The sequence below is a fragment of the Phenylobacterium sp. genome, assembly GCF_965284355.1.
In the GTDB taxonomy this organism is placed as follows: domain Bacteria; phylum Pseudomonadota; class Alphaproteobacteria; order Caulobacterales; family Caulobacteraceae; genus Phenylobacterium.
On record NZ_OZ260078.1, the window covers coordinates 3,215,717 to 3,227,941 of the forward strand.

Below are 12,225 nucleotides of genomic sequence, written 5' to 3' on the forward strand. Positions count from 1 at the left end.
GCCCGCTCAGGCCCGGTTAGTCGGCCTTTTCGGCCCCCTTCGGCTTCGGCAGTTCGTCGTACCAGCCCAGACCGTCCGTCCGGGGGCGGAAAGCGACCGTGACGCCCTTGCCGTCCCTGGTCATGACCAGGTCGCGATCCCAGAACGGCAAGATCGCGCGGCCGTCGGCGTCGAAGTCGCGCGCGCCGCTCCAGACGTCGACGGTCTTCCCCTCGTACGTCAGCACCGCCCAGAGGCTGATTTCTCTCTTCGTGACCCAGCCTGCCTTCAGTTCGACGTCGAAGACCGGGCTTGTCTCAGGCGGCATAAGTTCGAGGTCCAGTGGCGTGCGCATGTCGAGCCGAACCTGACTGTAGTCGGGGTCAGGCGCCGCGAAGAAGGCGGGCCCCGTCGCCATGGCTATCCGCTGTCCTGTGAAATGTGAGGTCACGCAGATCAGCTTCCGGCCCTTCGGCATTTCCACGGGTCCGCACCACATCGTGCGGTCTTCCTCTGCGGCGCCGGGCGGCCCGGAATAGTTGATCTGGTGGAAGACCGCGCCCGCCTGCGCAGTGCCCCTTGCCCGGAGGATCGTCGGTGGCAGGACGCCCACATCGGCCGCCGCTCTCACACTAGCCGTCGCTCGCCGGGTGGCGCGGGCCGTGACCAGAGCGCTACCATAGCCGAGGGTGCCTTCGCCCAGCTTCAGGCTGTCTGAGTGCAGGCGGACCGGCCCGACCATGAATGGCGCATGGTCACCGGCGGGAAGCGGCGGATGGACCGGCCGGAGCGCTTCGCTGACACGCGCTTCAGGGATCGCGGCCAAGAAGGCATCCAGCCACGCGTCGCGCGCCGCGCCCTCGGCCTGTTTGGAGTAGGTTGCGTCCTCGTCAGGGGTCAGGGGGAGGTAGGCGAAACCCTTCTTGCGCATGCAGATTATCATGCCGCGGTCCCGCGCAGAGGCGGTACGCAGAGCGCCGACGATCATGGTGGCGATCGCTGCGCCCGCGGCGCCCTCCATGGAATAGTCGCCTGCCGGAGCCTGAAGGTACTCGTAGGACGAAATCTCCTTTACTGGCCCTTTGCAGGCCGCGATCTCCGTCGTGACCTGGGCGGCCGTCGCGCCCTGCTTTGCATAGACCATCGCGGGGGCGGCCCACGCCGGCTGTCCTGCAACCAACACTGCCAGTGCGGTCGCACCGGCAACAAATCTTCTCACCACTCTCTTGAATCCCCGAACTGCGACCCAAGGATAGGAGGCGACGTCGCTGAGCGTCCAGCCCGATCAGGCCACCCGCCGCGCCGTCCGGGCGTGGGCGTGGGCGATGGCGACGGCGAGGGCATCGGCGGAGTCGGATGCCGTCTTGCCGGCGGTGGGCAGCAGGCGGGCGATCATCCAGCCCACCTGGGCCTTGTCGGCGCCGCCCGTGCCGACCACGGCCTTTTTCACCACGGTGGCGGCGTACTCGGCCACCGGCAGGCCGGCGCGGGCAGGGACCACCAGCGCCATGGCTCGGGCATGGCCCAGCTTCAGGGCCGACTGGGCGTTGGTGTTCATGAAGGTCTCTTCGACAGCGGCTTCGTCGGGCGCGTGGGCCGCGATGACCGCCTCGATCTCGACGAACAGCGTCCGCAGCCGCTCGGCGAAGGCCAGGGTATCCCTGGGCGCGATGACGCCGTGGGCCACGTGGGTCAGCCGCGCGCCCTCGCACGAGATCACGCCCCAGCCGGTGCGGCGAAGCCCCGGGTCGAGGCCAAGGATGCGAATGGGGCGAATCGGCGCGTTCATCGTCTGTTCCGCTGAAGATGCCGGAACCACGGAGCGGTGGGAATGGTGAAGCGAGGGTTAACCCGAACGACTTGGGGGTTCAGACCCGGCCCAGGATCTTGGCCTTCATCTCCTGGAACTCGGTGTCGCTGATGGCGCCGGCGTCCAGCAGTTCCTTGGCCTTGCGGATTTCCTCGACCATGCGGTCGCTGCCCCCGCCGCCGGCCCCGTCGGCGGAGCCGATCGTGACGCCGCCGGATGCGGCGCGGGTCTCTTCCAGACCGCGGACCCGGCGCTTCTCTTCCCAGGCCTGCTCTTCGTACTGGGCCTTGGCGTACATGGCGGTGGCCGCCTCGCAGGGGACGCCGTCGATGACGAAGCCCGGGTGGCCCAGCAGCAGGCTGTCGAACGCCAGGTTCGAGCCGCACAGCGCGTCCAGGATGTTCTGCTCGAGGCGGACGTCCTTGAGGTCTTTCCACTGCATGTCGGCCATCTTGAAGCCGCCCAGCAGGCCGCGCTGCACCGTCAGGATGCGGCTGGACGTGATGGCGATGACGATGCGGCGGCGAAACAGGGCGAAGACGCGGTGCTGCACGGCCTCGGCCACGATCTGTTCGCCGGTCATCAGGGTGGACTTCAGCGTGGCGCGGGCCTTCTGGGCGCGTTCCTCGGCGCCCAGGAAGACGAGCGCGGCCCAGATCGCCAGGGGGATCAGCCCCACGCCCAGGCTCAGCACCGAGACCAGCAGCCAGAGGCCGGCGGCCTTCAGGAGTTCGACAACGCCCTTCATCGGCAGCTCCACATCTCGATGCCGGACGCTAGCGGTTCACGTCCAGAAGCGGAAGGCGTCCCATCCGGCCTGGGCCGCCTCGAGCGGCACGCCCGCCAGATGCGCGATGATCGCGCCGCCGCCGAACAGGAACCGGCTGAAGCCGGGGATGGACGAGAAGGCGATGAACACGCCCACGAAGACCAGACCCTCGATCTTGCGCAGACCGACCTCCCACGCCTCCGGGAGGTAGGGACGGAGGGCGTTGAAGCCGTCCAGGCCCGGCAGCGGGAGGAGGTTGAGGAGTAGCGCCGTGGCCTGCAGGAAGGCCAGCATGGCGATGGCGTCGAACAGCCCGTTCGGCAGGCCTTCTCGTCCCAGGGTGATGAGCACGACGGCCAGCACCAGCAGGACGCCGTAGGTGGCGGCGGGGCCTGCGAGCGAGGCGGCGGTGCGCCAGAGCTTGCTGCGCATCAGGTCGTTGCGCAGATAGACCGCCCCGCCCGGGAAGCCGATGCCGCCCAGGGCCAGGAAGACCAGCGGGATGACCAGGCTGACCCCCAGGTCGGCATAGCGGCGCGGGTCGAAGGCCAGGTAGCCCTTGTCGCGAACCGTGTGGTCGCCGGCGAGGAACGCCACGGCGGCATGGCTGAACTCGTGCGCCATCACCGCCAGCACCCAGCCGAACAGCACGAAGGCGAAGGTGAGCGGGGTCTTGCCCGGCGGAAGGACGGCCAGCGCCCAGCCCAGCGCCAGGAAGGTCGCCAGCAGGCCCAGGCCGATCAGGTTGTTGGGCGGCGCCTGGGGCGTCGCCGACGTCGAGGTCATACGGCAGAGATAGATTGACTCGGCGGTTTTCGAAGGCTCGCATCGCGCGGCCAACCAGGGGGTGCAGGATGCCGGATGTGGATCGCGACGACGACGGCCCGCTGAACACGCACGCGCGGCTGGACGCCCTGTTGTCGCGGATCATCCAGGAGCCCGAGAAGCGCCAGGCGATCTCGGAGGAGATCGAGCGCGACTTCACGCGGCGCAGCGCCGTCATGGTCCTGGACATGAGCGGCTTCACGCGCACCACCCAGCGTCACGGGATCGTCGAGTTCCTGCTGATGGTGCACCAGATGCGGCTGCTGGCCGTGCCGACCATCCAGGGGCTGGGCGGCAAGCTGGTGAAGGCCGAGGCCGACAATCTCTACTGCCTGTTCGAGACGGTCGAGGCGGCGGTCCGCGCCGCGCGCGAGATCGTGACCCGGCTGAGCACCGTCAATGTCCTGCTGCCGGTGGACCGCAGGCTCTACGCCTCCATCGGCATCGGCTTCGGCGACATCCTCGTGCTGGACGAGGAGGACCTGTTCGGCGACGAGGTGAACCTGACCTCCAAGCTGGGCGAGGACGTCGCCCAGGGCGGCCAGATCCTGCTGACCGAAGCCGCCCGCGCCGAACTGGACCCCGGCGTCGAGACCACCGTCGAACGCGTCAGCATCTCGGGCCTGCTGCTGGTCTACCACGTGGTCGGTTGAGGCCCTGCGCGCCGCAGGCGCTGTCATGGTCTGAACCACGAAATACACGAAATACACGAAAGGGCATGAGGCGGCCTGCGGGCGGCGGGAGCCGGCTCGCTTTCGTGTATTTCGCGTCTTTCGTGGTTTGGATTTAGGGCGCTTCGCGCGGGCAGCGGGTCAGCCGGAGGGGCGCCAGTGGGGGCGTCGGGGGCTGGTCCCTCGAGGCGCGGGGTCCGGGGCCATGGGCCGCAGGCCGGCGGTGAAGGCGCGGGCGGCGGCGTTGGCGGCGGCGATGTCTTCGGGTGTGGCGGGCTCGGGGTCGGGGAAGAAGGTGGGGTCCGGCAGATCCCGCCAGCGTTGAGCGTAGTCGTCGGGGAGGCCCAGGGCCTTGCAGACGCGGCGGATGACGGCGTCGACGTCGTCCACGATCCAGTCGGGCTTCTCGGTCCAGTCGTCGACCTCGCGGTCGAAGCGGTGGCACCAGTCGGTGTGGAGCGCCTCGTCGCCCTCGGCGGCGGCGGAGATCACCCGCTCGACGGCGTCCTGCACCTGGGCGGTGCGCTCATCGACGGCCTGATCCTGGAGGTCTCGTGCGGAACGGCGCGGCGCCTCGCGTTCGGCCTTGGCGCGCTCGGCCCTCAGCTTGCTGAGGAGCGCCAGGGTCTGGCGGAGCGACCGGGTCAGGCGGGTGTAGGCGCGGGCCAGGTCGGAGAGTTCGGCGGTGTCCTCGGTGGCGAGCGCCTTGGTGTGGAGGCGCTCGGCGAAGGTGAAGTCCATGCGGGCCGCGCGGGCCAGCAGCTGGTCTTCCTCGAAGATGTCGGGCGCGGGCTCGGACATGATCGCGAGTGGAACACGCCCCTACGACAAAAACGGTCGTAGGTGGGTTTTTCGTTCGTACTTTTTGGAACGTCATGGCCGGGCTTGTCCCGGCCACCCAGAAGCGCCGCCGTTTCCGGAGAGGGCGCGGGCGGGGAGTACGGTGCGCCTTGCGGCCAGCGCCTCGTATCTGGGTAGCCGGGACAGGCCCGGCCATGACGTTCTTGGGGTTGGTGATGGAGCGCAGGCGGGGAGTACGGTGCGCCCTCCTGCCAGCGCCTCGTATCTGGGTTGCCGGGACGGGCCCCGCCATGACGTTCTGGGGGGAGGGGGAAAGGAGCGCAGTGCGCCGAAAGCCTCAGGCTTTGTGGATCGGGTCGACCCAGGCGACGCCTTCGGGTATTTCGACGGGGTCGATGTCGAGGTTGACCACCACGGCTTCGGAGTCGGAGCGGACGAGGACGCAGGAGAGGGGCTCGTCGGTGGAGGCGTTGATCTCCTGGTGCGGGACAAACGGGGGCACGTAGATGAAGTCGCCCGGTCCGGCCTCTGCGGTGAATTCCAGGTGCTCGCCCCAGCGCATGCGGGCGTGGCCCGACACGATGTAGATGACGCTCTCCAGCGGGCCGTGGTGGTGGGCGCCGGTCTTGGCGTTGGCGTGGATGTGGACGGTGCCGGCCCAGAGCTTCTGGGCGCCCATGCGGGCCCGGTCGATAGCCACGGCGCGGTCCATCCCGGGGGTGGTGGCGCTGACCGGACCCAGCTGGTCGCCGGGCACGACGCGGACGCCGGAGTGCTTCCAGCCGTCCTCGGGAATCTGCACGTCTTCGCTCATGACGGCGACGCTAGCGGCTACGCGCCGCCTCGACCAGCGCCCGAATCATCCAGCGGCGGATGCGGGCGGCCTCTGCCGCATCGACGCGCATCACGTCCTTGAAAGCCACCTCGGCCTCGATGCCCAGCAGCAGGACCAGCGCCTTGCTGAGGGTGTCGAACTCGGCGGCGCCGAACTGGCCGCGGGCCGGCGCCAGGGCCTCGGCGATCAGGCCGCGGCGGCGGTTCTGGCGCACCGGGACGGCCGGATCGTGGTCGGGATCGACGCTGCGCTGGAGCGAACGGGCCAGGAGCATCCGCATGGGAGCTTCGTTCTCGGCGATCATGCGGAAGAGGGCGGCTTCCAGCCGTTCGAGACGCACCACGGGATCGGTGGTCGTGTCGCCTTCGAAGAAGGCCTCGGGCGTCGGCATCGCCACGTCGAGGCCGGCCTCGAACATCAGCGCCTCGAGGCCGGGGAAGTAGCGGTAGGCGGTGGCGCGCGAGACCAGGGCGGCCTCGGCGACCTCCTCGAACGTGGGCCGCTTGCCCTCGCGCATCAGGCGGTTGGCGGCCTCCAGCAGGTCCTTGCGGGTGCGCAGGCGCTGATTGGCGCGCCCTTGGCTCATTGCGGGAGCTGTTGCTGGATCGCCGCCAGGTCGATCCACACCTGCTCGGCCTTCATCTTTCCGTCGTCTGCGTACTCGACCACGTGCAGCAGGCGGAACTCCAGCGGCCGGTCGCGGCCTTCCAGGCCGAAGGGGCGGCCGGGCGCCCTGCCGCGCCACAGGCTTTCGTCGACCAGGAAGTTCTCGCCGTAGAGACGGCGAATCGTCTCGACCCGGCCGTCGGACAGGTCGGCGAAAAGCGTCTCGTAAAATGGCCGCGCGCCCTCCACCCCGCGGGTCGGGCCGCCCGGCCAGCCCACGATGTCGTGGTTCACATCGGGCGTAAGCGTGGCCAGCACGCCCTCGACGTTGTCGGCCTGCTCGAAGCCGAAGTGCTCGTCGATCTGGGCGTCCATCTGGGCGGGGGTCAGGGGCATGGCGAAGCCTCGCGGTTGATGGACTCCTTGATAATGAGACAAATATCTCATGTAAAGATTATAGTCGCGAAACGCCGGATAGTTCCGATTGGCACGACTTTTAGTTTTGTTTCGCTCGGCCAAAGGTTGTGCTTCAAAACCCGCGCAAGTCAGGTTGGGGGCCTTCCAGAATGACACGGAGTACGGGGCCATGAGGCTTCTATGCATAGCGGCGCTCGCTGCTGGGACGGCGTTCGCCGGGCAGGCGTCGGCAGCGGTCAACCTGCTGGCCAATGGCAGTTTCGAGACCGGCGACTTCACCGGATGGAGCTATGCCGGCGTCACGCCGACCGGCTTCCCGGCGGCGGTGCTCAACTACAACTCGGCGTCGGGCTATCCCACCGGCGCGTTCGGCGAGGCGATTCCGCCGGACGACACCTCCTCGCCCAGCCCTGACGCGGTGGGTGACCACGCCGCCTACTTCGTGGCCGACGGCGCCACGGAAACGCTGTCGCAGTCGGTGTTCCTGACGGCGGGCCAGTACACGATCGGCTTCTCGGTCTATGTGCCGCTCAACGGCTTCGGCAATCCGGGCAATGCGACCTTCACGGGGTCGGTGGCGGGCGTGAACCTGGCCAACTTCACCGTCGACGCCTCGACGCCGCAGCAGTGGATGCATTTCGCGGGCGTGGCCAACATCGCGGCGGACGGCTTCTACGACACGTCGTTCCTCTACAATTCCGCCCCGGGCGCGGCGGGCGACTTCGTCGTCGACCGGGCCTACATCGTGGCGGGCGACGTGACGGGCGGAATTCCGGAGCCCGGCACGTGGGCCCTCATGATCCTGGGCTTCGGCGGCGCGGGCGCGATGCTGCGCATGAGCCGGCGCAGGACGGCGTGGGCCTGACCTGACAGGTATCGGGCGATCAGCCAGTCGCCGGTCGCCCGATGCTGAAGTCAGCCCGTGACGCGGCTGACCTTGTTGATCCGCACCGGCTTCACCAGGATCTCGCCCTTCATCGCGCCGTCGCCCTTGTTGGGGTCGGTGGGCATGACGATGATCTTCCTGATGACTTCCAGGCCTTCGACCACCTGACCGAACGCGGCGAAGCCGGGGTTGGCGGCGGGGTTCTTCTTGTCGGCGTCGAGATAGCTCATGTCGCCCAGCATGATGGACCAGTCGGCCTGGGCGGTGCCGGGCGCGAAGCGGCCCATGGAGATGACGCCGTCCTTGCCGTGAGTCAGGCCGGTCTTGATCGTCGACTCGTGGGCGATCGGCGGCAGCTTCTTGGCCGGATCCTTCTGGCCGCACTGGACCAGGCCGTAGTCATTGCCGGCGTAGTCCTTGGGCTTGCTGGCGCGGAAGCAGGCGGCGCCGACGAACAGGCCGCGGTCGACGTACTTGAGGTAGTTGGCCACCGTGATCGGGGCCTTGTCGGGATAGAGCTCGACGACGAAGGCGCCCTCGGTCGTCTCGACCTTCACCTTCGGATACGGCTTGGGCGCGGGCGTGGTGGGCGTCGCAGGCGCGGCCGGGGCCGCCGGAACGGGTGTCGTCGCGGGTGCGGGTGTCGCTGCGGCGGGCGCCGGCGTCGCGGCCGGCTGCTGGGCGGCGGCGGGAAGGGCGGTCAGCGCGACGAGCGCGATCAGCGTGGTGCGGAGCATGCGCCTAGATTAGCCCGGCGGCAGGCTGGCCCGCCAGTCGGGGTCCCGGGTGTTGGTGATGCCCACCAGCTGCATGAAGCCGACCGCGGCGATGGGCTTGTTGGTCACCTGCTGGCGGCCTTCCACATAGAGGGGCGCCACCGTCCAAACGGGCGGAAAGGCCTTGAGGTCCTTCTCGGGCAGGGCGCGCAGGGGCGGACAGTGCTGCAGCGAGACGTGCGCGCACTGGAAGTGCATGGGCGCAATGGTCCCGCAGTCCAGAACCACCCGATCATCATCCAGGTCGTCCGGCAGGAGCTTGCCGAAGCCGCGCGCCCGCACGACGCCGGCGGCGTAGAAGCGGCCGGTCAGGGTCCAGCGGTCGCCTTCCGGCGCGTGTTTCCCACACATGGGGCAGAGCAGCGCGCGCACCGAGTCCCGTTGCCGGCGCAGATGCTGCCGCGCGAAGAGCGGCTCGCCCTGCCCGGGCTTCCACATCTGCAGGGCCGCCATCTCGCCGTCGACGGTGGGGCAGGGCCCGATCCCGCCTGGCTTCTCCTGACTCCAGCTGGAGACCCAGGGGACATCGACGCCGATCTGAAGTCGGGAAGGAATCACTGGCTGCATTTGACGAACGTATCTGTCTGGCCGGTCGCACGCATCCCGGCGGCCGACACAACAAGCGTCTGGACGCGCGAGGCGCACAGGCGGCGCGGTTTGCCGGAGGTCTGGACCACGGAGCCGACGCGCGAGGTGACGATGGCCGAGCGGCCGTCGGGGGCGATCTGGATGCGACGGATCTCGCCGCGCTCGCGGGACTGGCCGCGGGTGCGTCGGGCCTGTTCGCGGGCCTGCGCCGTCGTGGACGTCCCATAAGGGACCGGCGGCTTGTCGCCGACGTAGGCCTGATCGGTGAAGCGGGCGTTCGGCGTGAAGCCCGCGAAATAGCGGTCGATGTCTCCCGCGTTCCAGGCCTGCTCCTGGCGGGCCGCGAACGCGCGGACGTCGGCGTCAGTGATCCGTGCGGGCTGGGCGAGGGCCGGGCCGGCGACGAGGGCGAGGAAAAGGAGGGCGAAGGGGCGCATCACGACTCCGAACGCGCGAGCCAGCGCATTCGGTACCCGTTCACCGCCGTGTCGCCCAGGCGTTCCAGCAGCCGCCAGTTCACGAAGGCGCCGATCGGGGCGCCCACGACGGGGATGAGCTGGGCCATCTTGGCCAGGTCGATGAAGTCGCGGTACTCGCGCTGGAAGGCCCGCCAGTCAAAGTGCTCGAAGTCGGCGGGGTGCTCGCGGGTGTCCCAGCCCTCCAGGCCGTGGAACACCTGGGCCCGGTGCTCGGCGCCCGAGAAGGCCAGCTGGAACAGCGCCAGGATGTAGAGCCGCTCGGCGAACACCTCGGCCTCGTGGCCGTAAATCGCCGACAGGTCGAACAACAGCTTGATCTTGAGCACCAGCAGCGCGGGAAAGTCGGCGAGCGCCAGGACGAAGCCGCCGGCGCCCGCGACGCCGCCCTCGACCGCGGCGGTCGCCCGATAGCCGTCGACGGCGGCCAGGGCCCTGCGGTCACGCTCGGCCAGCGGGGCGTCGATCAGCGGCCGGGCGGTGGTGAGGTCGGCGCCGGTCAGGATCGTGCGGGTCATGCCCTCGATCACCGTGGTGACGGCGGCGTGCACCTTTTCCGGAATGATCTGGTTGATGCGGCCCTGGACGCCGCGGGCGGCGCGGTCCAGCGCCGAGGGCGGCCTGAGCACCTGGGCCCGCCAGTGGGCCACTTCGCCCTGCGCCCAGCTCTCGTAGGCGGGCTCGGCCACGCCGAAGGGGGGCGAGCTGCGGGCTATCGGAACATGACCATCTGCAGGATCCACGCCCCGATGGCGGTGACCACGCTGCCCACGAGCGCGCCGCGCACGAAGGCGCCGTTGCGTTCCCACCAGATTCGCCGGGCCCGCATCCGTTGGGCGCGATCGACCTTCCGTCGTTGCATGTCGGTTCCGTTCCCCCGAACTCGGCGGCTGTTCTAGCCTGCCCGGGGACGCGGCGGAACCACGACTGGGCCGAGGCATTGCGTCGCCTGTCGAAACCCGAGGAACGCGAGGCCATGCGCACGCTGGTTGTGACGACGATGCTGCTGCTGTCGGCCTGTGCGTCCCGGGGGCCGGGGCCTGAAATCAACGCCGTGGTTCAGGACGAGAGCGCCCGGCAGGCCGCCGCCTCCAGCGCGCAGGCCGGCGACGGCAGCAAGACGGCGCTCGAGGTCGGCGCGGAGGCCGCCGCGCGCGAGAAGGACGTGAGCGAGCCGCCGGTCTGACGGCCCAGCATCGGTCTGCCCTTCCCGCTGCGGGGGAAGGGCAGGGGCGCGCCTACTTCGCTTCGGCTTGCGCCTTGATGGTGGCGAGGAGGCCGGTGAACTGCTTCGTGCGGTTCGCGATGTCGGCGTCCTTCTTCGACGGGTCCGGCAGGGCGGCGGCGTCGTAGACCAGGGTGTACAGCAGCTTCGACGTCTTCTTGTCGATCGGCTGGATTTCCAGCGTGCCGTGGTAGTCGATCGGCGATTTCGGCTGCGAGTAGGTGTAGGACCAGGCGGTGCTGGCCACGAGCAGCTCGGTGATCCGGCCGGCGATGACGCGCACGGCGCCGACCTCGCCATCCTTGCCCGACGTGATCTCGCAGGTGGTCTTGAACCACGCGCCGATGTTGCAGTAGCCGGAGACCTTCTTCCAGGCCAGGTCGGCGGGCGCGTTGACCGTGGTCTCCAACGGAATGCGGACGAAGTCGGCGGCGCTGGCGGCCCCGGCGGCGCCCAGAGCGGCCGCGGCGGCGGCGAGAGCGGCGATAGTCTTCATGGTGTTTCCCCTCTGTTGACCGTGACCATACCGGTCTTTCCGTGGGGGCGCCTATTGCTCAAGTGACGATGATTGGATCGGCTTAGAGCCGCGCGACCAGCGACCACAGCAGCGGCCCCAGCCACAGGATCACGGCCAGGATCCCCACGATCGCCAGGATGAGCCCCGCGCGGGGGTTCGAGCCGAGGAACGACTGGCCCGGGGCCTTCGGCCGGGGCGGCGGCTTGCGCTTCTCGGCTTCGGCCTTGGCCTTGGCCTTGCGGTACCGCTCGAGGTCGGTGACCTCGGGTTCGTGCTTGGGCGCCATCAGCCGGCCAGCTTCTCCAGGTCCTCGGCCGCGATGTCGGCGTTGGAGTAGACGTTCTGGATGTCGTCGTCGTCTTCCAGGGTTTCGATCAGCTTCATCAGCGTGCCGACCGCGTCGCCGGAGAGCGGGGTGAGCGCCTTCGGCTTCCAGGCGTGCTGGGTCGACTTCGCGGCGCCGAGGGCCGCTTCCAGGGCCGCGGCCACTTCGGAGAGGGTCTCGAAGGCCGTGTAGATGGTGTGGCCGTCCTCGTCGGATTCCACGTCGTCGGCGCCGGCCTCGATGGCGGCTTCCATGACCTTGTCCTCGGACCCGGCCTCGGGGCCGTAGACGATCTGGCCCACGCGATCCCACATGAACGACACCGAGCCGGTCTCGCCGAGGTTGCCGCCGCATTTGGTGAAGGTGGAGCGCACGGTGGAGGCCGAGCGGTTGCGGTTGTCGGTCAGCGCCTCGACGATGATGCCCACGCCGCCGGGGCCGAAGCCCTCGTAGCGGATCTCGTCATAGCTCTCGGCGTCGTTGCCCGAGGCCTTCTTGATGGCGCGTTCGATGACGTCCTTGGGCAGCGACTCGGCCTTGGCGTTGTTCACGGCCAGGCGCAGGCGCGCATTCATCGCCGGGTCGGGCAGGCCCATCTTGGCCGCGACCGTGATCTCGCGGGAGAGCTTGGAGAACAGCTTGGACCGGGCGCTGTCGGCGCGGCCCTTGCGGTGCATGATGTTCTTGAACTTTGAGTGTCCGGCCATGGTCCTGAAAGC

Annotated in this window: 19 protein-coding genes; 3 read left to right on the forward strand and 16 right to left on the reverse strand. The window is 69.1% G+C overall.

Annotated elements, in window-relative coordinates:
* Positions 1-16: 16 nt before the first annotated feature.
* The 4 genes from ACQ66R_RS15735 to ACQ66R_RS15750 form a co-directional block, all read right to left on the reverse strand.
* On the reverse strand, positions 17-1,198 hold the full coding sequence (locus ACQ66R_RS15735) for a hypothetical protein (RefSeq protein WP_430423548.1): 1,182 nt from the start codon (positions 1,196-1,198) through the stop codon (positions 17-19).
* A gap of 66 nt (positions 1,199-1,264) precedes the next feature.
* Entirely contained in the window at positions 1,265-1,768 is a 504-nt protein-coding gene (gene ruvC / locus ACQ66R_RS15740; RefSeq protein WP_430423550.1) for a crossover junction endodeoxyribonuclease RuvC, read from the reverse strand.
* A 79-nt stretch (positions 1,769-1,847) separates the two neighbouring features.
* Positions 1,848-2,537, reverse strand: coding sequence for an SHOCT domain-containing protein (locus ACQ66R_RS15745; RefSeq protein WP_430423552.1), 690 nt, complete (start codon positions 2,535-2,537; stop codon positions 1,848-1,850).
* Between the two features lie 36 nt (positions 2,538-2,573).
* Entirely contained in the window at positions 2,574-3,344 is a 771-nt protein-coding gene (locus ACQ66R_RS15750; RefSeq protein ID WP_430423554.1) for a site-2 protease family protein, read from the reverse strand.
* A 68-nt stretch (positions 3,345-3,412) separates the two neighbouring features.
* On the opposite strand from ACQ66R_RS15750, the gene ACQ66R_RS15755 reads away from it, so the two are divergent.
* Positions 3,413-4,036, forward strand: a complete 624-nt coding sequence (locus ACQ66R_RS15755; protein ID WP_430423556.1) for an adenylate/guanylate cyclase domain-containing protein — start codon at positions 3,413-3,415, stop codon at positions 4,034-4,036.
* Between the two features lie 159 nt (positions 4,037-4,195).
* On the opposite strand, the gene ACQ66R_RS15760 is transcribed toward ACQ66R_RS15755, so the two are convergent.
* The 4 genes from ACQ66R_RS15760 to ACQ66R_RS15775 all read right to left on the reverse strand — a co-directional run bounded on the left by ACQ66R_RS15760 (position 4,196) and on the right by ACQ66R_RS15775 (position 6,692).
* A complete protein-coding gene (locus ACQ66R_RS15760) occupies positions 4,196-4,855 on the reverse strand; it encodes a hypothetical protein (RefSeq protein ID WP_430423558.1) in 660 nt (219 codons plus the stop codon).
* A 337-nt stretch (positions 4,856-5,192) separates the two neighbouring features.
* Entirely contained in the window at positions 5,193-5,669 is a 477-nt protein-coding gene (locus tag ACQ66R_RS15765) for a cupin domain-containing protein (protein WP_430423560.1), read from the reverse strand.
* Between the two features lie 10 nt (positions 5,670-5,679).
* Positions 5,680-6,276, reverse strand: coding sequence for a TetR/AcrR family transcriptional regulator (locus tag ACQ66R_RS15770; RefSeq protein WP_430423561.1), 597 nt, complete (start codon positions 6,274-6,276; stop codon positions 5,680-5,682).
* The gene (locus ACQ66R_RS15775) at positions 6,273-6,692 is read right to left on the reverse strand and encodes an ester cyclase (protein WP_430423563.1); all 420 of its coding nucleotides are present in this window, start codon (positions 6,690-6,692) and stop codon (positions 6,273-6,275) included. Before ACQ66R_RS15775 ends, ACQ66R_RS15770 begins: the two co-directional genes overlap by 4 nt.
* 190 nt (positions 6,693-6,882) lie before the next feature.
* On the opposite strand from ACQ66R_RS15775, the gene ACQ66R_RS15780 reads away from it, so the two are divergent.
* On the forward strand, positions 6,883-7,578 hold the full coding sequence (locus ACQ66R_RS15780) for a PEPxxWA-CTERM sorting domain-containing protein (RefSeq protein WP_430423565.1): 696 nt from the start codon (positions 6,883-6,885) through the stop codon (positions 7,576-7,578).
* 50 nt (positions 7,579-7,628) lie between these two features.
* On the opposite strand, the gene ACQ66R_RS15785 is transcribed toward ACQ66R_RS15780, so the two are convergent.
* Genes ACQ66R_RS15785 through ACQ66R_RS15805 form a run of 5 tightly spaced genes read right to left on the reverse strand, consistent with a single transcriptional unit; the run spans position 7,629 to position 10,301 of the window.
* On the reverse strand, positions 7,629-8,336 hold the full coding sequence (locus tag ACQ66R_RS15785; RefSeq protein WP_430423567.1) for a peptidylprolyl isomerase: 708 nt from the start codon (positions 8,334-8,336) through the stop codon (positions 7,629-7,631).
* Between the two features lie 9 nt (positions 8,337-8,345).
* The gene (locus ACQ66R_RS15790) at positions 8,346-8,942 is read right to left on the reverse strand and encodes a hypothetical protein (RefSeq protein WP_430423568.1); all 597 of its coding nucleotides are present in this window, start codon (positions 8,940-8,942) and stop codon (positions 8,346-8,348) included.
* Positions 8,930-9,400, reverse strand: a complete 471-nt coding sequence (locus ACQ66R_RS15795) for a nuclear transport factor 2 family protein (RefSeq protein WP_430423570.1) — start codon at positions 9,398-9,400, stop codon at positions 8,930-8,932. The genes ACQ66R_RS15790 and ACQ66R_RS15795 overlap by 13 nt, the downstream gene beginning before the upstream one ends.
* Entirely contained in the window at positions 9,400-10,128 is a 729-nt protein-coding gene (locus ACQ66R_RS15800) for an EcsC family protein (RefSeq protein WP_430423572.1), read from the reverse strand. Before ACQ66R_RS15800 ends, ACQ66R_RS15795 begins: the two co-directional genes overlap by 1 nt.
* 23 nt (positions 10,129-10,151) lie before the next feature.
* A complete protein-coding gene (locus tag ACQ66R_RS15805; protein WP_430423574.1) occupies positions 10,152-10,301 on the reverse strand; it encodes a hypothetical protein in 150 nt (49 codons plus the stop codon).
* A 114-nt stretch (positions 10,302-10,415) separates the two neighbouring features.
* Here ACQ66R_RS15805 and ACQ66R_RS15810 point away from each other — a divergent pair, with 114 nt between their 5' ends.
* Complete coding sequence (locus ACQ66R_RS15810) at positions 10,416-10,625, forward strand: hypothetical protein (RefSeq protein ID WP_430423576.1); 210 nt, start codon at positions 10,416-10,418, stop codon at positions 10,623-10,625.
* 52 nt (positions 10,626-10,677) lie between these two features.
* On the opposite strand, the gene ACQ66R_RS15815 is transcribed toward ACQ66R_RS15810, so the two are convergent.
* The 3 genes from ACQ66R_RS15815 to ACQ66R_RS15825 all read right to left on the reverse strand — a co-directional run bounded on the left by ACQ66R_RS15815 (position 10,678) and on the right by ACQ66R_RS15825 (position 12,213).
* On the reverse strand, positions 10,678-11,160 hold the full coding sequence (locus tag ACQ66R_RS15815) for an SRPBCC family protein (RefSeq protein WP_430423578.1): 483 nt from the start codon (positions 11,158-11,160) through the stop codon (positions 10,678-10,680).
* 82 nt (positions 11,161-11,242) lie between these two features.
* Positions 11,243-11,467: a hypothetical protein gene (locus tag ACQ66R_RS15820; protein ID WP_430423580.1), complete on the reverse strand. Its 225-nt coding sequence runs from the start codon at positions 11,465-11,467 to the stop codon at positions 11,243-11,245.
* A complete protein-coding gene (locus tag ACQ66R_RS15825) occupies positions 11,467-12,213 on the reverse strand; it encodes a YebC/PmpR family DNA-binding transcriptional regulator (RefSeq protein WP_430423582.1) in 747 nt (248 codons plus the stop codon). The genes ACQ66R_RS15820 and ACQ66R_RS15825 overlap by 1 nt, the downstream gene beginning before the upstream one ends.
* Positions 12,214-12,225 lie beyond the last annotated feature (12 nt).

Coding starts and splice junctions, on each gene's coding strand:
- ruvC (WP_430423550.1), bottom strand. CDS start 1,768: ATGAACGCGCCGATTCGCCCCATTCGCATCCTTGGCCTCGACCCGGGG.
- ACQ66R_RS15745 (WP_430423552.1), bottom strand. CDS start 2,537: ATGAAGGGCGTTGTCGAACTCCTGAAGGCCGCCGGCCTCTGGCTGCTG.
- ACQ66R_RS15750 (WP_430423554.1), bottom strand. CDS start 3,344: ATGACCTCGACGTCGGCGACGCCCCAGGCGCCGCCCAACAACCTGATC.
- ACQ66R_RS15755 (WP_430423556.1), top strand. CDS start 3,413: ATGCCGGATGTGGATCGCGACGACGACGGCCCGCTGAACACGCACGCG.
- ACQ66R_RS15760 (WP_430423558.1), bottom strand. CDS start 4,855: ATGTCCGAGCCCGCGCCCGACATCTTCGAGGAAGACCAGCTGCTGGCC.
- ACQ66R_RS15765 (WP_430423560.1), bottom strand. CDS start 5,669: ATGAGCGAAGACGTGCAGATTCCCGAGGACGGCTGGAAGCACTCCGGC.
- ACQ66R_RS15770 (WP_430423561.1), bottom strand. CDS start 6,276: ATGAGCCAAGGGCGCGCCAATCAGCGCCTGCGCACCCGCAAGGACCTG.
- ACQ66R_RS15775 (WP_430423563.1), bottom strand. CDS start 6,692: ATGCCCCTGACCCCCGCCCAGATGGACGCCCAGATCGACGAGCACTTC.
- ACQ66R_RS15780 (WP_430423565.1), top strand. CDS start 6,883: ATGAGGCTTCTATGCATAGCGGCGCTCGCTGCTGGGACGGCGTTCGCC.
- ACQ66R_RS15785 (WP_430423567.1), bottom strand. CDS start 8,336: ATGCTCCGCACCACGCTGATCGCGCTCGTCGCGCTGACCGCCCTTCCC.
- ACQ66R_RS15790 (WP_430423568.1), bottom strand. CDS start 8,942: ATGCAGCCAGTGATTCCTTCCCGACTTCAGATCGGCGTCGATGTCCCC.
- ACQ66R_RS15795 (WP_430423570.1), bottom strand. CDS start 9,400: ATGCGCCCCTTCGCCCTCCTTTTCCTCGCCCTCGTCGCCGGCCCGGCC.
- ACQ66R_RS15805 (WP_430423574.1), bottom strand. CDS start 10,301: ATGCAACGACGGAAGGTCGATCGCGCCCAACGGATGCGGGCCCGGCGA.
- ACQ66R_RS15810 (WP_430423576.1), top strand. CDS start 10,416: ATGCGCACGCTGGTTGTGACGACGATGCTGCTGCTGTCGGCCTGTGCG.
- ACQ66R_RS15815 (WP_430423578.1), bottom strand. CDS start 11,160: ATGAAGACTATCGCCGCTCTCGCCGCCGCCGCGGCCGCTCTGGGCGCC.
- ACQ66R_RS15820 (WP_430423580.1), bottom strand. CDS start 11,467: ATGGCGCCCAAGCACGAACCCGAGGTCACCGACCTCGAGCGGTACCGC.
- ACQ66R_RS15825 (WP_430423582.1), bottom strand. CDS start 12,213: ATGGCCGGACACTCAAAGTTCAAGAACATCATGCACCGCAAGGGCCGC.